Annotated in this window: 19 protein-coding genes; 7 read left to right on the top strand and 12 right to left on the bottom strand. The window is 58.9% G+C overall.

Annotated elements, in window-relative coordinates; genetic code table 11:
- Position 1: 1 nt before the first annotated feature.
- The 4 genes from spoT to CKW09_RS23935 all read right to left on the bottom strand — a co-directional run bounded on the left by spoT (position 2) and on the right by CKW09_RS23935 (position 3,915).
- Entirely contained in the window at positions 2-2,113 is a 2,112-nt protein-coding gene (gene spoT, locus CKW09_RS23950; RefSeq protein ID WP_061799632.1) for a bifunctional GTP diphosphokinase/guanosine-3',5'-bis pyrophosphate 3'-pyrophosphohydrolase, read from the bottom strand.
- Positions 2,114-2,131: 18 nt separating this feature from the next.
- Positions 2,132-2,407 carry a DNA-directed RNA polymerase subunit omega gene (gene rpoZ / locus CKW09_RS23945; protein ID WP_004931221.1) on the bottom strand — a complete coding sequence of 92 codons (276 nt, stop codon included), beginning with the start codon at positions 2,405-2,407 and terminating at the stop codon, positions 2,132-2,134.
- 54 nt (positions 2,408-2,461) lie between these two features.
- Complete coding sequence (gmk, locus tag CKW09_RS23940) at positions 2,462-3,085, bottom strand: guanylate kinase (RefSeq protein ID WP_061799631.1); 624 nt, start codon at positions 3,083-3,085, stop codon at positions 2,462-2,464.
- Positions 3,086-3,297: 212 nt separating this feature from the next.
- The gene (locus tag CKW09_RS23935; RefSeq protein WP_095099859.1) at positions 3,298-3,915 is read right to left on the bottom strand and encodes a trimeric intracellular cation channel family protein; all 618 of its coding nucleotides are present in this window, start codon (positions 3,913-3,915) and stop codon (positions 3,298-3,300) included.
- A gap of 267 nt (positions 3,916-4,182) precedes the next feature.
- On the opposite strand from CKW09_RS23935, the gene CKW09_RS23930 reads away from it, so the two are divergent.
- Entirely contained in the window at positions 4,183-4,596 is a 414-nt protein-coding gene (locus CKW09_RS23930) for a DUF3574 domain-containing protein (protein WP_061799630.1), read from the top strand.
- Between the two features lie 33 nt (positions 4,597-4,629).
- On the opposite strand, the gene CKW09_RS23925 is transcribed toward CKW09_RS23930, so the two are convergent.
- Together CKW09_RS23925 and CKW09_RS23920 are read right to left on the bottom strand one after the other, a co-directional pair.
- On the bottom strand, positions 4,630-5,814 hold the full coding sequence (locus CKW09_RS23925; protein WP_061799629.1) for a NupC/NupG family nucleoside CNT transporter: 1,185 nt from the start codon (positions 5,812-5,814) through the stop codon (positions 4,630-4,632).
- Positions 5,815-6,074: 260 nt separating this feature from the next.
- Complete coding sequence (locus CKW09_RS23920) at positions 6,075-6,938, bottom strand: YicC/YloC family endoribonuclease (protein ID WP_095099855.1); 864 nt, start codon at positions 6,936-6,938, stop codon at positions 6,075-6,077.
- Between the two features lie 125 nt (positions 6,939-7,063).
- On the opposite strand from CKW09_RS23920, the gene rph reads away from it, so the two are divergent.
- A complete protein-coding gene (gene rph / locus CKW09_RS23915; protein ID WP_061799627.1) occupies positions 7,064-7,780 on the top strand; it encodes a ribonuclease PH in 717 nt (238 codons plus the stop codon).
- Positions 7,781-7,873: 93 nt separating this feature from the next.
- Positions 7,874-8,515 (top strand): orotate phosphoribosyltransferase, encoded by a 642-nt coding sequence (pyrE, locus tag CKW09_RS23910; RefSeq protein ID WP_061799625.1) that lies wholly within the window; start codon positions 7,874-7,876, stop codon positions 8,513-8,515.
- 34 nt (positions 8,516-8,549) lie between these two features.
- Here the strand turns inward: pyrE and slmA are convergent, their stop codons facing one another.
- From slmA to coaBC, 3 genes are all read right to left on the bottom strand, one after another.
- Complete coding sequence (gene slmA / locus CKW09_RS23905) at positions 8,550-9,146, bottom strand: nucleoid occlusion factor SlmA (RefSeq protein WP_061799624.1); 597 nt, start codon at positions 9,144-9,146, stop codon at positions 8,550-8,552.
- A gap of 258 nt (positions 9,147-9,404) precedes the next feature.
- Positions 9,405-9,863 carry a dUTP diphosphatase gene (dut, locus tag CKW09_RS23900; RefSeq protein ID WP_061799623.1) on the bottom strand — a complete coding sequence of 153 codons (459 nt, stop codon included), beginning with the start codon at positions 9,861-9,863 and terminating at the stop codon, positions 9,405-9,407.
- Positions 9,841-11,058 (bottom strand): bifunctional phosphopantothenoylcysteine decarboxylase/phosphopantothenate--cysteine ligase CoaBC, encoded by a 1,218-nt coding sequence (gene coaBC, locus CKW09_RS23895; protein ID WP_161990710.1) that lies wholly within the window; start codon positions 11,056-11,058, stop codon positions 9,841-9,843. The genes dut and coaBC overlap by 23 nt, the downstream gene beginning before the upstream one ends.
- Before the next feature lie 182 nt (positions 11,059-11,240).
- On the opposite strand from coaBC, the gene radC reads away from it, so the two are divergent.
- From radC to mutM, 4 genes are all read left to right on the top strand, one after another.
- Positions 11,241-11,924 (top strand): RadC family protein, encoded by a 684-nt coding sequence (gene radC, locus CKW09_RS23890; protein ID WP_061799621.1) that lies wholly within the window; start codon positions 11,241-11,243, stop codon positions 11,922-11,924.
- Positions 11,925-12,187: 263 nt separating this feature from the next.
- Complete coding sequence (gene rpmB / locus CKW09_RS23885; protein WP_004931195.1) at positions 12,188-12,424, top strand: 50S ribosomal protein L28; 237 nt, start codon at positions 12,188-12,190, stop codon at positions 12,422-12,424.
- A gap of 11 nt (positions 12,425-12,435) precedes the next feature.
- Positions 12,436-12,603: a 50S ribosomal protein L33 gene (gene rpmG / locus CKW09_RS23880; RefSeq protein WP_004392084.1), complete on the top strand. Its 168-nt coding sequence runs from the start codon at positions 12,436-12,438 to the stop codon at positions 12,601-12,603.
- A gap of 82 nt (positions 12,604-12,685) precedes the next feature.
- Positions 12,686-13,501: a bifunctional DNA-formamidopyrimidine glycosylase/DNA-(apurinic or apyrimidinic site) lyase gene (gene mutM, locus CKW09_RS23875; RefSeq protein WP_061799619.1), complete on the top strand. Its 816-nt coding sequence runs from the start codon at positions 12,686-12,688 to the stop codon at positions 13,499-13,501.
- A 5-nt stretch (positions 13,502-13,506) separates the two neighbouring features.
- On the opposite strand, the gene coaD is transcribed toward mutM, so the two are convergent.
- The 3 genes from coaD to waaA are packed head-to-tail and all read right to left on the bottom strand — an operon-like array spanning position 13,507 to position 16,047.
- Positions 13,507-13,992, bottom strand: coding sequence for a pantetheine-phosphate adenylyltransferase (coaD, locus tag CKW09_RS23870; RefSeq protein WP_061799618.1), 486 nt, complete (start codon positions 13,990-13,992; stop codon positions 13,507-13,509).
- A 3-nt stretch (positions 13,993-13,995) separates the two neighbouring features.
- Complete coding sequence (locus tag CKW09_RS23865) at positions 13,996-14,769, bottom strand: glycosyltransferase family 2 protein (RefSeq protein ID WP_061799617.1); 774 nt, start codon at positions 14,767-14,769, stop codon at positions 13,996-13,998.
- On the bottom strand, positions 14,770-16,047 hold the full coding sequence (gene waaA, locus CKW09_RS23860; protein WP_061799616.1) for a lipid IV(A) 3-deoxy-D-manno-octulosonic acid transferase: 1,278 nt from the start codon (positions 16,045-16,047) through the stop codon (positions 14,770-14,772). It lies immediately after the preceding gene.
- Positions 16,048-16,110 lie beyond the last annotated feature (63 nt).

Genomic DNA, 16,110 nt, shown 5'->3' with positions numbered 1-16,110 from the left:
GCTAATTTCGGTTGCGGTTAACTTTAATCACATCCGGCATGATACGGATTTTACGCATAATGTTTGCCAAATGGATGCGATCGCGGGTGGTCAAGCGGATAAAGGCGCTATAAACCCGACCGTCTTTCTCTTCGGTATTCAGGCTTTGAATATTGGACTCGGCCGCGTTGATGGCCGCCGTCAGGTTGGCCAGCGCGCCCTGGTGGTTGAACATATCCACCTTGATCTCGGCGATGAACTCCTGCTCGGTCTCTTTATCCCACTCTACCGCCATGAATTTCTCGGGCTCTTTCTGGTAGCCGCGGATGTTGCGGCAGGACTCGTGGTGGATCACCAGCCCTTTGCCCGGGCTGACGTGGGCGATAATCGGGTCGCCCGGAATAGGCCGGCAGCACTTGGCGAAGGTGATCAGCACGCCGTCCGCGCCCTTGATCGCCAGATTGCGCACGCCGGAAGACGCGCCCAGGCTGGACTGATCGCCCTGCAGGTTCTTGGCCACCACCACGCTCATGGCGTTGCCGAGGCCGATTTCCGCCAGCAGGTCGTCCAGCGTCGCCAGCTTCATGCGCTCCAGCTCGTGCTGGATATTTTCCTGCGGGATCTCAGCCAGTTTGCGGCTGCCGCCCAGCGCATGGTTCAGCAAACGGCGGCCGAGGCCGACCGAGTCGTCGCGCTTGAGGTTTTTCAGCATCTGGCGGATTTTGGCGCGCGCCTTGGAGCTGACGACAAAATTCAGCCAGGCGGCGTTTGGCCGCGCGCCCGGCGCGGTGATGATCTCTACCGTCTGGCCGCTGGTCAGCGACTGCGACAGCGGATACGGCTGGCGATCGACGCGCGCGCCGACGCAGGCATGGCCGATATCGGTATGCACCGCATAGGCGAAGTCGACCGGCGTCGCGCCGGCGGGCAGTTCGACGATGCGGCCTTCCGGGGTGAAAACGTAAATCTCATCCGGGAACAGATCGGATTTGACGCTCTCGATAAATTCGAACGAGCTGCCGGCGCTTTGCTGCAGCTCCAGCAGGCTCTGCATCCAGCGCTGGGCGCGGATTTGTGCGGTGGTGCCGGTCTCGCCCTGTTCTTTTTCTTTATAAGCCCAGTGCGCGGCGACCCCCATTTCGGCCATCTGATCCATGTCTTCGGTACGGATCTGCACTTCTACCGGCACGCCGTGCGGGCCGATCAGCGAAGTATGCAGCGATTGATAGCCGTTGGCCTTGGGAATGGCGATATAGTCTTTTACCCGGCCCGGACGCGGTTTATACAGGCTGTGAACCTGACCGAGCACCCGATAGCAGGTATCCACCTCTTTCACGATCACCCGGAACGCGTAAATATCCATAATCGAATGGAAGCGCTGCTCTTTCAGGTGCATCTTGAGGTAGATGGAGTAGAGGTGTTTTTCCCGCCCGCTGACGCGGCAGGGAATGCCGGCCTCGGTCAACCGCCCTTCGATCTCGGAGAGGATTTTTTGAATCATCTCCTTACGGTTGCCGCGTGCGGCTTTCACCACTTCTTTGATCACGCGGTAGCGGTTCGGGTACAGCGCCTCAAAGCCCAGCTCTTCCAGCTCGGTTTTCAGGTGGTGAATACCCAGGCGGTGGGCCAACGGGCTGTAGATTTCCAGGGTTTCACGCGCGATGCGCCGCCGTTTGTCGGGGCGCAGCGAGCCGAGGGTGCGCATGTTGTGCGTACGGTCAGCCAGCTTGATCAGCACGACGCGGATATCCTGCACCATCGCCATGATCATCTTGCGGAAGTTTTCCGCCTGCGCTTCTTTTTTATCCTGGAACTTCAGCTTGTCGAGCTTGGATACGCCTTCAACCAGTTCGGCGACGCTCTTGCCGAACAGCTGTTCCATATCCTGATAGGTGGCCGGGGTGTCTTCGATGACGTCGTGCAGCAGGGCTGCCATCAGCGTCTCGTGATCGAGACGCATTTCCGCCAGAATGCAGGCCACGGCGACCGGGTGAGTAATGTAGGGCTCACCGCTGGAGCGTGTCTGTCCCTCGTGGGCATCACGTGCAACGAGGTATGCCTGTTTGAGGCGCTTAATCTGCTCCTCAGGCAGGTAACGTTGAATCAGCAGATTCAGGCTTTCAAACAGGTACAAGGCAGACTCGCAGTCTAATTAACGACGACCTTCAGCAATCGCGGTAACCGCTTGGATCTCTGCGGCTTCCTGCTCTTGCTGCTCCTGGCGCTCACGCACATCGAGGATCTGGCTGGTGATCAGGCCTTCTTCGATTTCGCGCAGGGCGATAACGGTATACTTGTCGTTCTCTTCCGGAACCAGTGCATCTTTGCCGCCGGTCTGGATCTGACGCGCCCGACGAGCAGCGACCAACACCAGGTCAAAACGGTTACCAATTTTCTCTACAGCGTCTTGAACAGTTACGCGTGCCATATTTGTGCTACTCCACAGGTGACGAAAAGACTGGGCATAATACTGAAACTGCCTTCAGTCTGCCAATAGTTTGCTGATTAAAGCGTCATGCCGCAGTAATTGGCGGCCTAAACGCAGGCGTTCGGCGCGAATAATGGTTTTCAGATCGGACAGCGCCAGATCGAAATCATCGTTCACGATTAAATAATCGTACTCCGCGTAGTGCGTCATTTCCGCCACGGCCTGGGCCATGCGCTTGGCGATCACCTCTTCGGAATCTTGCCCGCGGCCGCGCAGGCGGCGGCCCAGCTCTTCCTTGGACGGCGGCAGGATAAAGATGCTGCGCGCCTGCGGCATTTTGGCGCGGATTTGCTGCGCGCCCTGCCAGTCGATATCCAGGAAGACATCCACGCCGGTCGACAGCACTTGCTCGATGGCGGCGCGCGAGGTGCCGTAATAGTTGCCGAACACTTCGGCATGCTCAAGAAACGCATCCTGCTCAATCATCCGGCGGAATTCATCTTTTGAGACGAAGAAATAATGCTCGCCGTGAAGTTCACCCGGGCGGCTGTCGCGCGTGGTGTGCGAAACCGAAACCTGCGTGTCGTACAGCGGTTGCGTCTTTAACAAAGCCTGAATCAGACTTGATTTACCTGCGCCACTGGGAGCAGAGACAATATAAAGCGTGCCTTGAGCCATGATGATGTTCGTTGATAGCGGTTGATATGCCAATAACAGCGGATGTGTATTTTCTCCGCACAGTATACACGGCTAACGCGCCGGATGCAGCGTTAGCTCGCATTTTGCCCGCGGCTTTGTGCTGAAAAAACGTCAAAATGGCGGATTTGCGCAGCGTATCGGGAAATTTCCGTGGTTTTGCATCGTACGGCGGCGCTATCGCCGCCGCGCGATCAGTGATCCGGATGCTGATAGTTGAATACCGGCAGGCCAAGGCGGAAACGCAGGGCGATCAGGCGTGCGCTCAGCCCGGCCACCAGGGTGATGATCACCACCAGGTTATGCGGCAGGCTCAGGTGTTGCAGGCCGATATACAGCCAGGCGGCGCTGAAGGAGATGCCGGCGTAGATTTCCTTCTGGAAGACCAACGGGATGCGGTTGCAGAACATGTCGCGCAGCACGCCGCCGAACACGCCGGTGATCACCGCGGCGATCGCGGCGATGATCGCGCTGTGCCCCATATCCCGCGCCACCTGCGCGCCTATGATGGAAAATACGATCAGGCCGACGGCGTCCAGCACCAAAAACAGACGGCGCAGGTGGCGCATCAGCGGCGCCACCCAGGTGGTGACGATCGCCGCAATGGCGACGATGACGATATACTCGGGATGTTTGACCCAGCCCAGCGGGAAATGCCCGAGCAGCATATCGCGTACCGAGCCGCCGCCGATCGCCGTGACCGAGGCGATGATAATCACGCCAAACATGTCCATTTGGCGGCGCCCGGCGGCCAGAGCGCCGGTCATGGCTTCGGCAGTGATGCCGATGATATAAAGAATGCTCAGTAACATAAGATTTTCACAGGGTGGCTGGGATAAACATCAAGGCCGGCAGGGTAATCTTCGCCGGGGAGCAACGCCACTGAGTTTTTTTCACCAATGGCTTTTCGGATTATTTTATCTAATTATACTTGGCGTTTTCGTTCTTGCCGGCTGCATTTTTTAACATTGTACCCTTACCGTACGCATTAGAAATTTCGCGTTAGTTTCCGCTGCTGACTATGCTTTTTGCATGCGATGCCCATGCCCCAACGTTTTTCGACGAGGAACCACGACATCATGACCCTTTCCCCCAGGCTGACTGCGGCGCTGACGGCCGCCATCTTGCTGAGCGGCTGCGCCGCGCCGGCAACGCCCACCTGCAGCATTGGCGATCCCATGGTGCAAACCACGCTCTACTTCGGCCTTAACCGCCCGGCGGGGCCGGTGATTAGCGCCGCCGAATGGCAAACCTTTGTCGATCGGCAGGTGACGCCGCGGTTTAGAGACGGGCTTTCGGTGTTTGACGCCAGGGGGCAGTGGCTGGGCAATGACGGCAAGCTGGCGCGAGAGAACAGCAAGGCGCTGATGCTGATCCACACGCCGGGCAAGGCGAGCGAGGGGAATATCGAAGCCCTGCGCAGCGGCTATAAGCAGCAGTTTGCGCAGGATTCGGTGATGCGGGTGGATGCGCCGGTGTGCGTGACGTTTTGATGGTTATCCCGGCCTTCAGGCCGGGATAGGCGATTACAGCACCAGCCCGGCGACGGCGGCCGACAGCAGGCTGACCAACGTGGCGCCGTAAACCAGCTTCAGGCCAAAGCGGGAAACCACGTTGCCCTGGCGTTCGTTCAACCCTTTGATCGCCCCGGCGACGATGCCGATAGAGGCAAAGTTGGCGAACGATACCAGGAACACCGACAGGATGCCCAACCCGCGCGGCGTCATCTCTGCGGCGATTTTTTTCAGTTCGATCATCGCCACAAATTCATTGGCCACCAGCTTGGTCGCCATGATGCTGCCGGCCCGCAGCGCGTCCTGTGCCGGAATACCGATCAGCCAGGCCAGCGGATAGAACACATAGCCCAGGATCTGCTGGAAGCTGATGCCGAATACGGCGGAGAACAGCGCGTTGACGGCGGAGATCAGCGCAATAAAACCGATCAGCATCGCGGCGATAATCATCGCAATCTTGAAGCCGGCCAGGATATATTCGCCCAGCATTTCGAAGAAGCTCTGGTCTTCATGCAGCTTGCTCAGCTTCAGCTCCGGTTCGTCTTCGACCTGATAGGGGTTGATGATCGAGAGGATAATGAAGGTGCTGAACATGTTGAGGATCAGCGCCGCCACCACGTATTGGGCGTCGATCATCGACATATAGGCGCCGACGATCGACATCGATACCGTCGACATGGCGGTGGCGGCCATGGTGTACATGCGGCGCGGCGAGATATCGCCGATGATCCCCTTGTAGGCGATGAAGTTTTCCGATTGCCCCAGCACCAGGGTGCTGACGGCGTTGAACGATTCCAGCTTGCCCATGCCGTTGACCTTGGACAACAGGGTGCCGACCAGGCGGATAACCAGCGGCAGAATGCGGAAATGCTGCAAAATGCCGATCAGCGCGGAAATAAAGATTATCGGGCACAACACGCCGAGGAAGATGAACGCCATGCCGTCTTTGCTCATGCCGCCAAACACAAATTCCGAACCTTGCGCGGCGTAGGTGAGCAGAATTTCGAAGAAGCCGGCGACGTGCTTGACCACGCTGAGGCCGCTGGCTGAATGCAGGAAGAAGTAGGCCAGTGCGCCCTCGATCACCAGCAGCTGAATGATGTAACGCAGGCGGATTTTTTTGCGGTCATTGCTGACCAACAGCGCCAGGGCGATGATCACCACCAGGGCCATAATAAATTGCAGAATTTGCGGCATAAAGAGTCCGTACGGCTAACGGGCAGGAAAAAACACATTTAGCCACAGCTTTGTCGACCTTTCATTACCTTACGTGATAATTGGAACAAAATACTTATCGTATGCGGGATAAGGTGCCGATTGTCATTCCGGCCCGCGGCTCGGCAGTTTTTCATAAACAAAATCAACGCCGGTGTCGGGCATCGCGCTGGCGGCGCTAACCTGCAACCTGCGGCGATAAAAAAGCCCGCATAGCGCGGGCTTGATAAGGCGAAGCGGGATCATTCGATGTTCTGGATCTGCTCGCGCATCTGCTCGATCAGCACCTTCAGCTCGATAGCGGAGGTAGTGACCTCGGCATTGATCGATTTGGAAGCCAGCGTATTCGATTCGCGGTTGAACTCTTGCATCATAAAGTCGAGGCGACGGCCCACGGCTTCTTTTTTCTTCAGGATGTTGCGCGTTTCCTTCACGTGCGCTTCCAGGCGGTCCAGCTCTTCGGCCACGTCGATGCGCTGCGCCATCAGCACCAGCTCTTGCTCCAGGCGGGTGTTTTCCAACTGCACCTGGGCTTCTTCCAGCTTGCTGACCAGACGCTCGCGCTGCCACTGCAGAATGTTCGGCATCTGGGCGCGCACCTTGACCACCTCGGCGCTGACGCCGTCGAGACGCTGCTCGATCAGGGCTTTCAGCGCGGTGCCTTCGCTTTCGCGCGCGGCGATGAAGTCATCCAGCGCGCCGTCCAGCGCCTGCATCAGCTCGGCGCTGATGGCGTCCAGATCCTGTTCCTGAGCGGACATCACGCCCGGCCAGCGCAGTACGTCGATCGGATCGATTTCCCCTTCGTCGCTCTGCATTTTCACCCAGTTGGCGGCTTCGACCAGCTGTTTGGCCAGTTTTTCGTTCAGGATCATCGAGCTTTGCGCGCTCGGGTCCAGTTCGAAGCGCAGGTTGCACTCGACTTTGCCACGGGTCAGACGGCCACGGATACGTTCGCGGATCACCGGCTCAAGGCTGCGGAATTGTTCCGGCAGGCGGATGTAGGTTTCTAAGTAACGCTGGTTAACGGAACGCAGCTCCCAGGCTGCGCTGCCCCATTCACCCTTGATTTCACGCCGGGCGTAGGCGGTCATGCTGCGGATCATTGTGCGTACCCGTAATAGGAAAAGATGGGGCGATTATAGCGTCGCCGCTGCGGGCAGGATAGGCATTACGTCACGAAGCCCGTATAATGCGCAGCCAATAGTTGATTTGAAGCCGGAGAAAGCCCATGCGTCCTGCAGGCAGAGCACCACAACACGTTCGCCCACTGACACTGACCCGTCACTATACCAAACACGCAGAAGGCTCAGTGCTGGTTGAGTTTGGCGATACCAAAGTTTTGTGCACCGCCACGGTAGAAGAGGGCGTTCCGCGCTTCCTGAAAGGCCAGGGCCAGGGGTGGATCACCGCGGAGTACGGCATGCTGCCGCGCTCTACCCACAGCCGCAATGCGCGCGAAGCCGCCAAAGGCAAGCAGGGCGGCCGTACCCTGGAAATCCAGCGCCTGATCGCCCGCTCGCTGCGCGCCGCGGTCGATCTGAAAAAGCTCGGTGAGTTCACCATCACCCTGGACTGCGACGTCCTGCAGGCCGACGGCGGTACCCGCACCGCCTCCATTTCCGGCGCCTGCGTGGCGCTGGCCGATGCGCTGAATGCGCTGGTGGCCAACGGCAAGCTGAAAGCCAACCCGATGAAAGGGCTGGTGGCGGCGGTGTCCGTCGGCATCGTCAACGGCGAAGCGCTGTGCGACCTGGAGTATGTTGAAGACTCCGCAGCGGAAACCGACATGAACGTGGTGATGATGGAAGACGGCCGCATGATCGAAGTGCAGGGCACCGCCGAAGGCGAGCCGTTCAGCCACGATGAGCTGCTGGCGCTATTGGCGCTGGCCCGAGGGGGCATCGAAACCATCTTCCAGGCGCAGAAAGCGGCGCTGGCGGACTGATTTTTCAAGGCGACTGAGAAGTCGCCTTTTTTACGCCCGCAGATCGGGCGGCGGCACCAACAAGACATCAAGACCAGACGAGGAGAAGCAGTAATGAAAGCCTATCAGCGCCAGTTTATCGAGTTCGCGCTTAACAAGCAGGTATTGAAATTCGGCGAGTTCACCCTGAAATCCGGCCGCACCAGCCCATATTTCTTCAACGCCGGCCTGTTTAATACCGGGCGTGATCTCGCGCTGTTAGGGCGTTTTTACGCCGAAGCGCTGATGGACTCCGGCATTGATTTCGATCTGCTGTTTGGGCCGGCGTATAAAGGCATTCCGATCGCCACCACCACGGCGGTGGCGCTGGCGGAACATCACGAGCGCGATGTGCCTTACTGCTTTAACCGCAAGGAAGCCAAGACCCATGGCGAAGGCGGCACGCTGGTGGGCAGCCCGCTGCAGGGCCGCGTGATGCTGGTGGACGATGTGATCACCGCAGGCACCGCGATCCGCGAGTCGATGGAAATTATCGGCGCCAGCGGCGCAACCCTGGCGGGCGTGCTGATCTCGCTCGACCGTCAGGAACGCGGCCGCGCGGATATTTCCGCCATTCAGGAAGTGGAGCGTGACTATCACTGCAAGGTGATCTCTATCGTGACGCTGAAGGATTTGATTACGTATCTGGAAGAGAAGCCGGAAATGGCGGCGAGCCTGGCGGCGGTGCGCGCCTATCGCGAGCAGTACGGCGTCTAAAGTAACAACGCCGGGCGGGCGCCCGGCGTTGTTGTTACTGCAGCTGAGCCGCCAACAGCGGCCAGCGGCCGTCGAATTCCTGCGTGGGGCGGTAGCGGAATTCGGAGCGCACGTAGCGCGACAGCATGCCTTCGCAGAACGCCAGCAGTTGGCTGGCCAGCAGCGTCTCATCGACGATAAAGCCTTTCCCTTCCCTCAGCTTGCGCTCCTTCAGCACCTGGCGCAGCTGCGCCTCGATGCGTTCGAACAGCTGGTTGATGCGGCCCTGCAGGCGGTCCTGCTCAAACATCAGCGCGTGGCCGGTCATGATGCGCGTCAGCCCCGGGTTGCGTTCCGCAAAGCCCAGCACCAGCAGCAAAATCAGGCGCAGGCGGTTAAACGTCTCTTTTTCGTCCTGTAAAATCAGGTTGATGCGGGTGATCAGGCTGTCTTCAATAAACTCGATCAGGCTGTCGAACATCTTCGTTTTACTGGGAAAATGCCGATACAGCGCAGCTTCGGAGACACCGACGTTAGCGGCAAGCTTGGCGGTGGTGATACGCTGGCTGCCGTCGCTGGATTCCAGCATCTGGGCTAACGCCTGCAATATTTCCTCGCGCCGGTTCCTTTTGGTATTTTCTTTTTCTGCCATGTCTGATTAGACCCTTGCTAAAACTGCTTAACTGACGGAAACCCGCGCACCGGCCGCTGCAGAGAAAACTCTGTGCGGCTTATGTGATAGCTTTTTTACGATGCTGGGGTCAGCGGTCTTAACGACCCTTGTTCTCCGCGCTGCCTGCTTGCGCTGTAACCGTTGCCTGACAAACCTTGCCGTGGAGCTGTCCTTCTCTCCGGGGCGGCAAGATTTCAGACGACATTTCCCTGTCGGCCTGCGTTTATCGGGCGGCGCTTAGTGGCGGCCCGAGTGGCCAAAGCCGCCGGCGCCACGTTCGCTGCTGTCGAACTCTTCCACCAGATTGAATTCGGCCTGCACTACCGGCACGAACACCATCTGCGCAATGCGTTCGCCCGGCTCGATGGTGAAGGACTTCTGGCCGCGGTTCCAAACGGACACCATCAGCTGGCCCTGATAATCGGAGTCGATCAGGCCGACCAGGTTGCCCAGCACCACGCCGTGTTTATGACCGAGGCCGGAGCGCGGCAGGATCACCGCAGCCAGGCTGGCGTCGGCGATATGAATCGCCAGGCCGGTAGGCAGCAGCGTGGTTTCACCCGGCGCCAGTTCCACCGCGCTGTCCAGGCAGGCGCGCAGGTCCAGGCCGGCGGAGCCAGGGGTGGCGTAGGTCGGTAGCGGGAAATCCTGACCGATGCGCGGGTCGAGGATCTTAACGTCGATTTTTTTCATCATAACGGCTGACTATCTCGTCTATTAAACGTTGGCCAAGGAGTGCCTTGTCGCTCAGCGCCAGGCGCTTTTCTCCATCCTGCCAAAAAAGGTGCAGCGCATTGGTGTCACTGTTGAACCCATGCTCTGCAAGCGATACATCATTAGCGCAAATTAGATCCAGCTTCTTACGCGCCAGTTTTTGCCGCGCGTATTCTTCCACATTCTGGGTTTCGGCGGCAAACCCCACGACAAACGGTCGATTTTTAGCCATGGCCGCCACGCCGGCGACGATGTCGGGGTTTTTTACCATCTTGAGGACGATCTCATCACCCTGTTTTTTAATTTTTTCATCGGCGATCTGTTCGGGGCGATAATCGGCGACGGCGGCGCAGGAAATGAAAATATTCTGCTGAGCGGCGCGCTGTTGCACCGCCTGCTCCATCTCCAGCGCGCTGGTGACGTTCACGCGGGTGACCCAAGGCGGCGTCGGCAGGTTGACCGGCCCGGCGATCAACGTGACCTGTGCGCCGCGGGCGGCGGCGGCGCGTGCGATGGCGAAGCCCATCTTGCCGGAGCTGTGGTTGCTGATGTAACGCACCGGATCCAGCGCTTCACGCGTGGGGCCGGCGGTGATCATAACCTGCAAATGTTGCAGATCCTGCGGTGTGGAAAAATGGCCGTTCGCCAGCTCGACGATGTCCAGCGGGTCCAGCATGCGCCCCGGGCCGACGTCGCCGCAGGCCTGGCTGCCGCTGTCCGGCCCCCAGAGCAGCATGCCGCGTGCCTGCAGCGTTTGCAGGTTGGCCTGGGTTGCGGCGGCGCGATACATCTGCTGGTTCATGGCCGGCGCGGCCGCGATGGGCGCGTCGGTGGCCAGGCAGACGGTGGTCAGCAGATCGTTGGCCATGCCGGCGGCGACGCGCGCCAGCAGATCGGCGGTCGCCGGGGCCAGAATCACCAGATCCGCCCATTTGCCGAGCTCGATATGGCCCATGGCGGCTTCGGCGGCGGGATCCAGCAGATCGTCGGCGACCGGGTGGCCGGAAACGGCCTGCAGCGTCAGCGGCGTGATGAACGCCTTGGCCGCGCCGGTCATTACCACACGCACCTCCGCGCCCCTGTCTCGCAGGCGGCGCACCAGCTCTGGGCATTTGTAGGCGGCGATGCCGCCGCTGATGCCAAGCACAATATGTTTGCCGGAAAGTCCCGTCATCATGATTGTCCGATTGAAAGCCGAAAGATGCGCCATTTTAGCATAACCGCCGGACAGGTGAGCGATTCCGCAGTATCTGCAGCCCGTTACATCGCACTTTGCGCAGCACTTCGCAATGTTATCAATCACCTGTCGAGGCCCCAACCGGCGCATGGCATGCTGTGACGCTTTCAGGGAGGAGCATGATGAGCAATCAGGCGATCGCATTGTGGCCAGGCGCGTTGGCGCCGCGGGAAAAACTGTTGAGTCATGGCGCGGCGGCGCTGTCCGATGCGGAGCTGCTGGCCCTGTTTCTGCGCACCGGGCTGCCGGGTCTGCACGTGATGCAGTTGGCGGAGCAGCTGCTGCGCCAATTCGGTTCGCTGTATCACCTGATGTCGGCCGACCATCAGCTATTTTGCAGCCAGAAAGGTTTGGGGAACGCCAGCTACGCGCAGCTGCAGGCGATTTCAGAGCTGGCGTTCCGCTTTTTTTCCAGCCATCTGGCACAGGAAAACGCCATGCTCAACCCGCGCATCACCCAGCATTACCTGCAGAGTTTGCTGGCGAACCATGAGCGCGAGGTGTTTTTGGTACTGTTTTTAGACAATCAGCACCGGGTTATTCGCCATCAGGAGATGTTTGCTGGTACCATCAGCAGCGTCGTCGTCTACCCGAGAGAAATTGTGCGCGCAGCGTTGAAGGCTAATGCAGCCGCCATCATTCTGGCGCATAATCACCCCTCGGGTAAGGCTGAACCCAGTCACGCCGACCGTTTGATAACCGAGCAAGTGGTTAATGCCTGCCAGTTATTGGAGATCCGAGTGCTTGATCATTTGGTGATCGGTCGGGGTGAATGCGTCTCTTTTGCCGAGCGCGGATGGCTTTAAGCGATTTTTTCGCGATCCTTGTGGGATCTTTAGCTGTTCGGGACTTGAGCACTTACGCTTCAGAGCGTATACTACGCCACCTTTGAGAATCTTGGGTTTGGCGCAAGAGCCTATCTCAGCAGGTTTCTGACCTGATGTGTGGTTTCTGACCTGATGACGAGAGTCTCCTCAGTATGAAGTTTGCTGAGATGGGCTCTAAAAGCCTGACGAGGCGGCCATACCCTATACGAAGCTCGAGCTGATTTGATTTTTGGAGAATAGACATGTCCCGAGTCTGCCAAGTTACTGGCAAGCGCCCGGTGAGCGGTAACAACCGTTCCCACGCAATGAACGCGACCAAACGCCGTTTTCTGCCTAACCTGCACTCACACCGTTTTTGGGTTGAGGCTGAGAAGCGCTTTGTAACTCTGCGTGTATCTGCTAAAGGTATGCGTGTTATCGATAAGAAGGGTATTGAGACGGTCTTGGCCGATCTGCGTGCCCGTGGTGAGAAGTATTAAGGAACTGCATCATGGCTAAAGGTGTTCGCGAGAAGATCAAGCTGGTTTCTTCTGCTGGTACTGGTCACTTCTATACCACCACGAAGAACAAGCGTACTAAGCCGGAAAAATTGGAACTGAAGAAATTCGATCCAGTTGTCCGCCAGCACGTGATCTACAAAGAAGCTAAAATTAAATAATTTTAGTGGATTAATGAAAAACCCGGCCTCGGCCGGGTTTTTTGTTTTATAAAGGGTAGGAAAAGACCGGGAGGAGCGCCAGATGCCTGAATTACCAGAGGTTGAAACCAGCCGACGCGGTATTGAACCTTATCTTGTCGGCCACAGCATCCAGTACGCGGTGGTGCGCAACGCACGCCTGCGCTGGCCGGTTTCCGAGCAGATCCTGACGCTGAGCGACCAGCCGGTGCTCAGCGTGCAGCGCCGGGCGAAATACCTGCTGATCGAGCTGCAGCGCGGCTGGATCATCGTCCACCTCGGCATGTCCGGCAGCCTGCGCATGCTGCGAGAGGAAAACGAAGATGAGGCCGGCAAGCACGACCACGTCGATCTGGTGATCAGTAACGGCATGATCCTGCGCTATACCGATCCGCGCCGTTTCGGCGCCTGGCTGTGGTGTGAGGACCTGGCGGCCAGCAACGTGCTGGCGCACCTTGGGCCGGAGCCGCTGAGCGAGGCGTTCGACGGCGACTACCTGTATGAAAAATCCCGCAACAAGCGCACCCTGATCAAACCCTGGCTGATGGATAACAAGCTGGTGGTGGGGGTCGGCAATATTTACGCCAGCGAATCGCTGTTTACCGCCGGGATCCTGCCCGATCGTCAGGCGGGATCGTTAAGCAAGGCGGAAGCGGCGCTGTTGGCGGAAACCATCAAGGCGGTGCTGCTGCGCTCCATTGAGCAAGGCGGGACCACGCTGCGCGACTTCCTGCAGTCGGACGGCAAGCCGGGATACTTCGCGCAGGAACTGCAGGTGTATGGGCGGGCCGGCGAACCCTGCCGCACCTGCGGCACGCCGATAGAGTCCGCCAAGCACGGGCAGCGCAGCACCTTCTTCTGCCGGCGCTGCCAGCGTTGAACTGATTATTGGGCGGCGAGCTTTTCCATCAGCGCCCGGGTGACGACATCCGGCAGGAAGGGCGCAATGTCGCCGCCGTGGCGGGCCACTTCCTTCACCAGCGAGGAGGAGATAAACGACCACTCTTCGGACGGCATCAGGAACACGCTTTCCAGCGTCGGCATCAGATGCCGGTTCATGTTCGCCAGCTGCAGTTCGTATTCAAAGTCCGACACCGCACGCAGGCCGCGCACCAGGATATTGGCGTTCTGATGAGCGGCGAAGTGCGCCATCAACTCGCTGAAACCCAGCACTTCCACATTATCCAGATGCGAGGTGACCTGGGTCGCCAGCGCCACCCGTTCTTCCAGGCTGAACAGCGGCTTTTTGCTCGGGCTGGCGGCGATGGCCAGAATCACGTGATCGAACATCAATGACGCGCGCGTCACTAAATCCAGGTGGCCGTTGGTCATGGGATCGAAAGTCCCGGGATAGATGGCTTTGCTGGTCATGATTCACTTCTCTGAGTAGTTGCGGCCCAATGCCCATAATGCGGCATATTTATTGAAGGTATATTGCGCGTTGACCACCGCTAACAGCAACCCCTGTTTACCGTCGAGGAAGCCGGCGCGCAGCAGCCAGGTTTTGCAGAAGGCGCCAAGGGCGTGGGTCAGGATCGACAGATAGCCGCAGCGTTTTCCAGCCTGATGGCGCTGATTGGCCCACTCTTCGGCATAGCGCAGCTGCTTGCGCTGGAAGGCGAAAAAATCGCGGCAGGTCAGATGCAACAGATCGCCGCTGAGCGGGATCACTTTGGCGCTGCCGATATTGAGCGATTCATGCACCAGATCGTCGTTGTAGCGGTAACGACGGTTGGCGTACAGCCGGTTGACCCGATCCGGATACCAGCCGCTGTGGCGCATAAAGCGGCCGAGGAACAGGTTGCGGCGCGCGCAGCTGTAAACGGCTTCGTCGTCCGGCGCGGCCAGCACCCGTTCAATGGATTGGCGCAGCTCGGGGGTCACGCGCTCGTCGGCGTCGATCATCAGAATATAGTCGTGGCTGGCATGGTTTTGCGCCAGCTGACGCTGCTTGCCGAAGCCTTGCCAGTCGGTATGGCTAAAGACTTTCGCGCCCATGCTTTCGGCGATGGCGACGCTGTCGTCCTGGCTGCCGGAATCCAGCACCACTATCTCATCCGCCCAGTCGACCGAGCGCAGGCAATCCGGCAGCAGCCCGGCTTCGTTCTTGGCGATCATCACCACCGACAGGCGTTTGCGGTCGCTCATTCAGTGGCTCCGGGGCGGCAGATGCGGTTCCAGCAGCTGCAGCAGGCGCTGCAGCGCTCCCTGATTTTGATACAGCACTTCCACCGCATGGCGGCCATAGTAACGGCGGTAGTCTTCGTCGGTCAGCAGGGTTTCCACTTCTTTCACCAACGAATCTACGTCGGTCACGGTGATCAGCCCTTCGGCCTGCGACAGCTTGGCGCAGATATCCTTGAAGTTGAAGGTATGCGGGCCCATCAGCACCGGGATGGCGTGAGCGGCGGCCTCCAGCGGGTTATGCCCGCCGCGTTCGACCAGGCTGCCGCCGACAAAGGCCAGATCGGCTATGCCGTACAGCAGCATCAGCTCGCCCATGGTGTCGCCGATCACCACCTGGGTGCTGCCGGAAGGAATTTCGCCGCTGCTGCGCAGGGTGTAGCTGAAGCCGGCTTTCTGCACCAGATCTTTGGCGGTAGGGAAGCGCTCCGGATGGCGCGGCACCAGAATCAGCAACAGGTCAGGGTGTTTTTCCAGCAGTTTGCGGTGCGCCGCCAACAGAATGCTTTCTTCGCCTTCATGGGTGCTGGTGGCGATCCATACCGGGCGGCGCGGCGCCCATTGGCGACGCAGGGTGACGGCGCGGGCAGCCAGTTCCGGCGTGACGGAGATATCGAACTTCAGGCTGCCGGTCACGGTCAGCTGTGAGCGCTTCAGGCCGAGTTCAACGAAGCGATCGCCGTCTTCCTGATTTTGGGCGGCGATCAGCGTAATGCGGCGCAGCATGTCGCGGACAAAACCGCCTATTTTTTTATAGCCGGCGGCCGAACGGGCGGAAAGGCGCGCGTTGGCGATCACCAGCGGAATTTGGCGCTGGTGCAGCGCGTTGATCAGGTTTGGCCACAGCTCGGTTTCCATGATGATCACCAGCTTGGGATTCACCTGGTTCAGAAAGCGATTCATGGCGCCGGGCAGGTCGTAAGGCAGATAGACATGATGTACGTCTTTACCGAAGGCGGACTGCACGCGCTCTGAACCAGTCGGGGTCATCGTGGTCACAGTTATCGGTAAATAGGGGTAGCGGTGGCGCAGCGCCCGCACCAGCGGGATGGCGGCCAGCGTTTCGCCGACGGAGACGGAATGCAGCATGATGCCGCCTGGCACCACTTTGCCGGCGCAGAAGCCATAGCGCTCTGCCCAGCGTTTACGGTAGGCTGGAGCTTTGCGGCTGCGCAGCAGCAGGCGGAGCCAGATCAGGGGTTGGATGAGGTAGAGTAGTACCTGATATAAACGCAGCAACATTCTATCAATTTCATTTATATGGGTTATTCAGAATAGTACCATAACTGGAAGGGAAAGGCGCTA

It is taken from the genome of Serratia ficaria (assembly GCF_900187015.1).
GTDB classification, from domain to species: domain Bacteria; phylum Pseudomonadota; class Gammaproteobacteria; order Enterobacterales; family Enterobacteriaceae; genus Serratia; species Serratia ficaria.
Note: the sequence above shows the minus strand (reverse complement) of the source record. Positions and strands in the feature narration are given on the sequence as shown.

What these genes read in the sequence shown, in the direction of transcription:
- CKW09_RS23935 (WP_095099859.1), bottom strand. Translation starts at nt 3,915, where the DNA reads ATGTTACTGAGCATTCTTTATATCATCGGCATCACTGCCGAAGCCATG.
- CKW09_RS23925 (WP_061799629.1), bottom strand. Translation starts at nt 5,814, where the DNA reads ATGCCGCAAATTCTGCAATTTATTATGGCCCTGGTGGTGATCATCGCC.
- CKW09_RS23930 (WP_061799630.1), top strand. Translation starts at nt 4,183, where the DNA reads ATGACCCTTTCCCCCAGGCTGACTGCGGCGCTGACGGCCGCCATCTTG.
- rpmG (WP_004392084.1), top strand. Translation starts at nt 12,436, where the DNA reads ATGGCTAAAGGTGTTCGCGAGAAGATCAAGCTGGTTTCTTCTGCTGGT.
- CKW09_RS23920 (WP_095099855.1), bottom strand. Translation starts at nt 6,938, where the DNA reads ATGATCCGCAGCATGACCGCCTACGCCCGGCGTGAAATCAAGGGTGAA.
- pyrE (WP_061799625.1), top strand. Translation starts at nt 7,874, where the DNA reads ATGAAAGCCTATCAGCGCCAGTTTATCGAGTTCGCGCTTAACAAGCAG.
- CKW09_RS23865 (WP_061799617.1), bottom strand. Translation starts at nt 14,769, where the DNA reads ATGAGCGACCGCAAACGCCTGTCGGTGGTGATGATCGCCAAGAACGAA.
- rph (WP_061799627.1), top strand. Translation starts at nt 7,064, where the DNA reads ATGCGTCCTGCAGGCAGAGCACCACAACACGTTCGCCCACTGACACTG.
- coaBC (WP_161990710.1), bottom strand. Translation starts at nt 11,058, where the DNA reads ATGATGACGGGACTTTCCGGCAAACATATTGTGCTTGGCATCAGCGGC.
- slmA (WP_061799624.1), bottom strand. Translation starts at nt 9,146, where the DNA reads ATGGCAGAAAAAGAAAATACCAAAAGGAACCGGCGCGAGGAAATATTG.
- rpmB (WP_004931195.1), top strand. Translation starts at nt 12,188, where the DNA reads ATGTCCCGAGTCTGCCAAGTTACTGGCAAGCGCCCGGTGAGCGGTAAC.
- waaA (WP_061799616.1), bottom strand. Translation starts at nt 16,047, where the DNA reads ATGTTGCTGCGTTTATATCAGGTACTACTCTACCTCATCCAACCCCTG.
- gmk (WP_061799631.1), bottom strand. Translation starts at nt 3,085, where the DNA reads ATGGCTCAAGGCACGCTTTATATTGTCTCTGCTCCCAGTGGCGCAGGT.
- dut (WP_061799623.1), bottom strand. Translation starts at nt 9,863, where the DNA reads ATGATGAAAAAAATCGACGTTAAGATCCTCGACCCGCGCATCGGTCAG.
- mutM (WP_061799619.1), top strand. Translation starts at nt 12,686, where the DNA reads ATGCCTGAATTACCAGAGGTTGAAACCAGCCGACGCGGTATTGAACCT.
- radC (WP_061799621.1), top strand. Translation starts at nt 11,241, where the DNA reads ATGAGCAATCAGGCGATCGCATTGTGGCCAGGCGCGTTGGCGCCGCGG.
- coaD (WP_061799618.1), bottom strand. Translation starts at nt 13,992, where the DNA reads ATGACCAGCAAAGCCATCTATCCCGGGACTTTCGATCCCATGACCAAC.
- rpoZ (WP_004931221.1), bottom strand. Translation starts at nt 2,407, where the DNA reads ATGGCACGCGTAACTGTTCAAGACGCTGTAGAGAAAATTGGTAACCGT.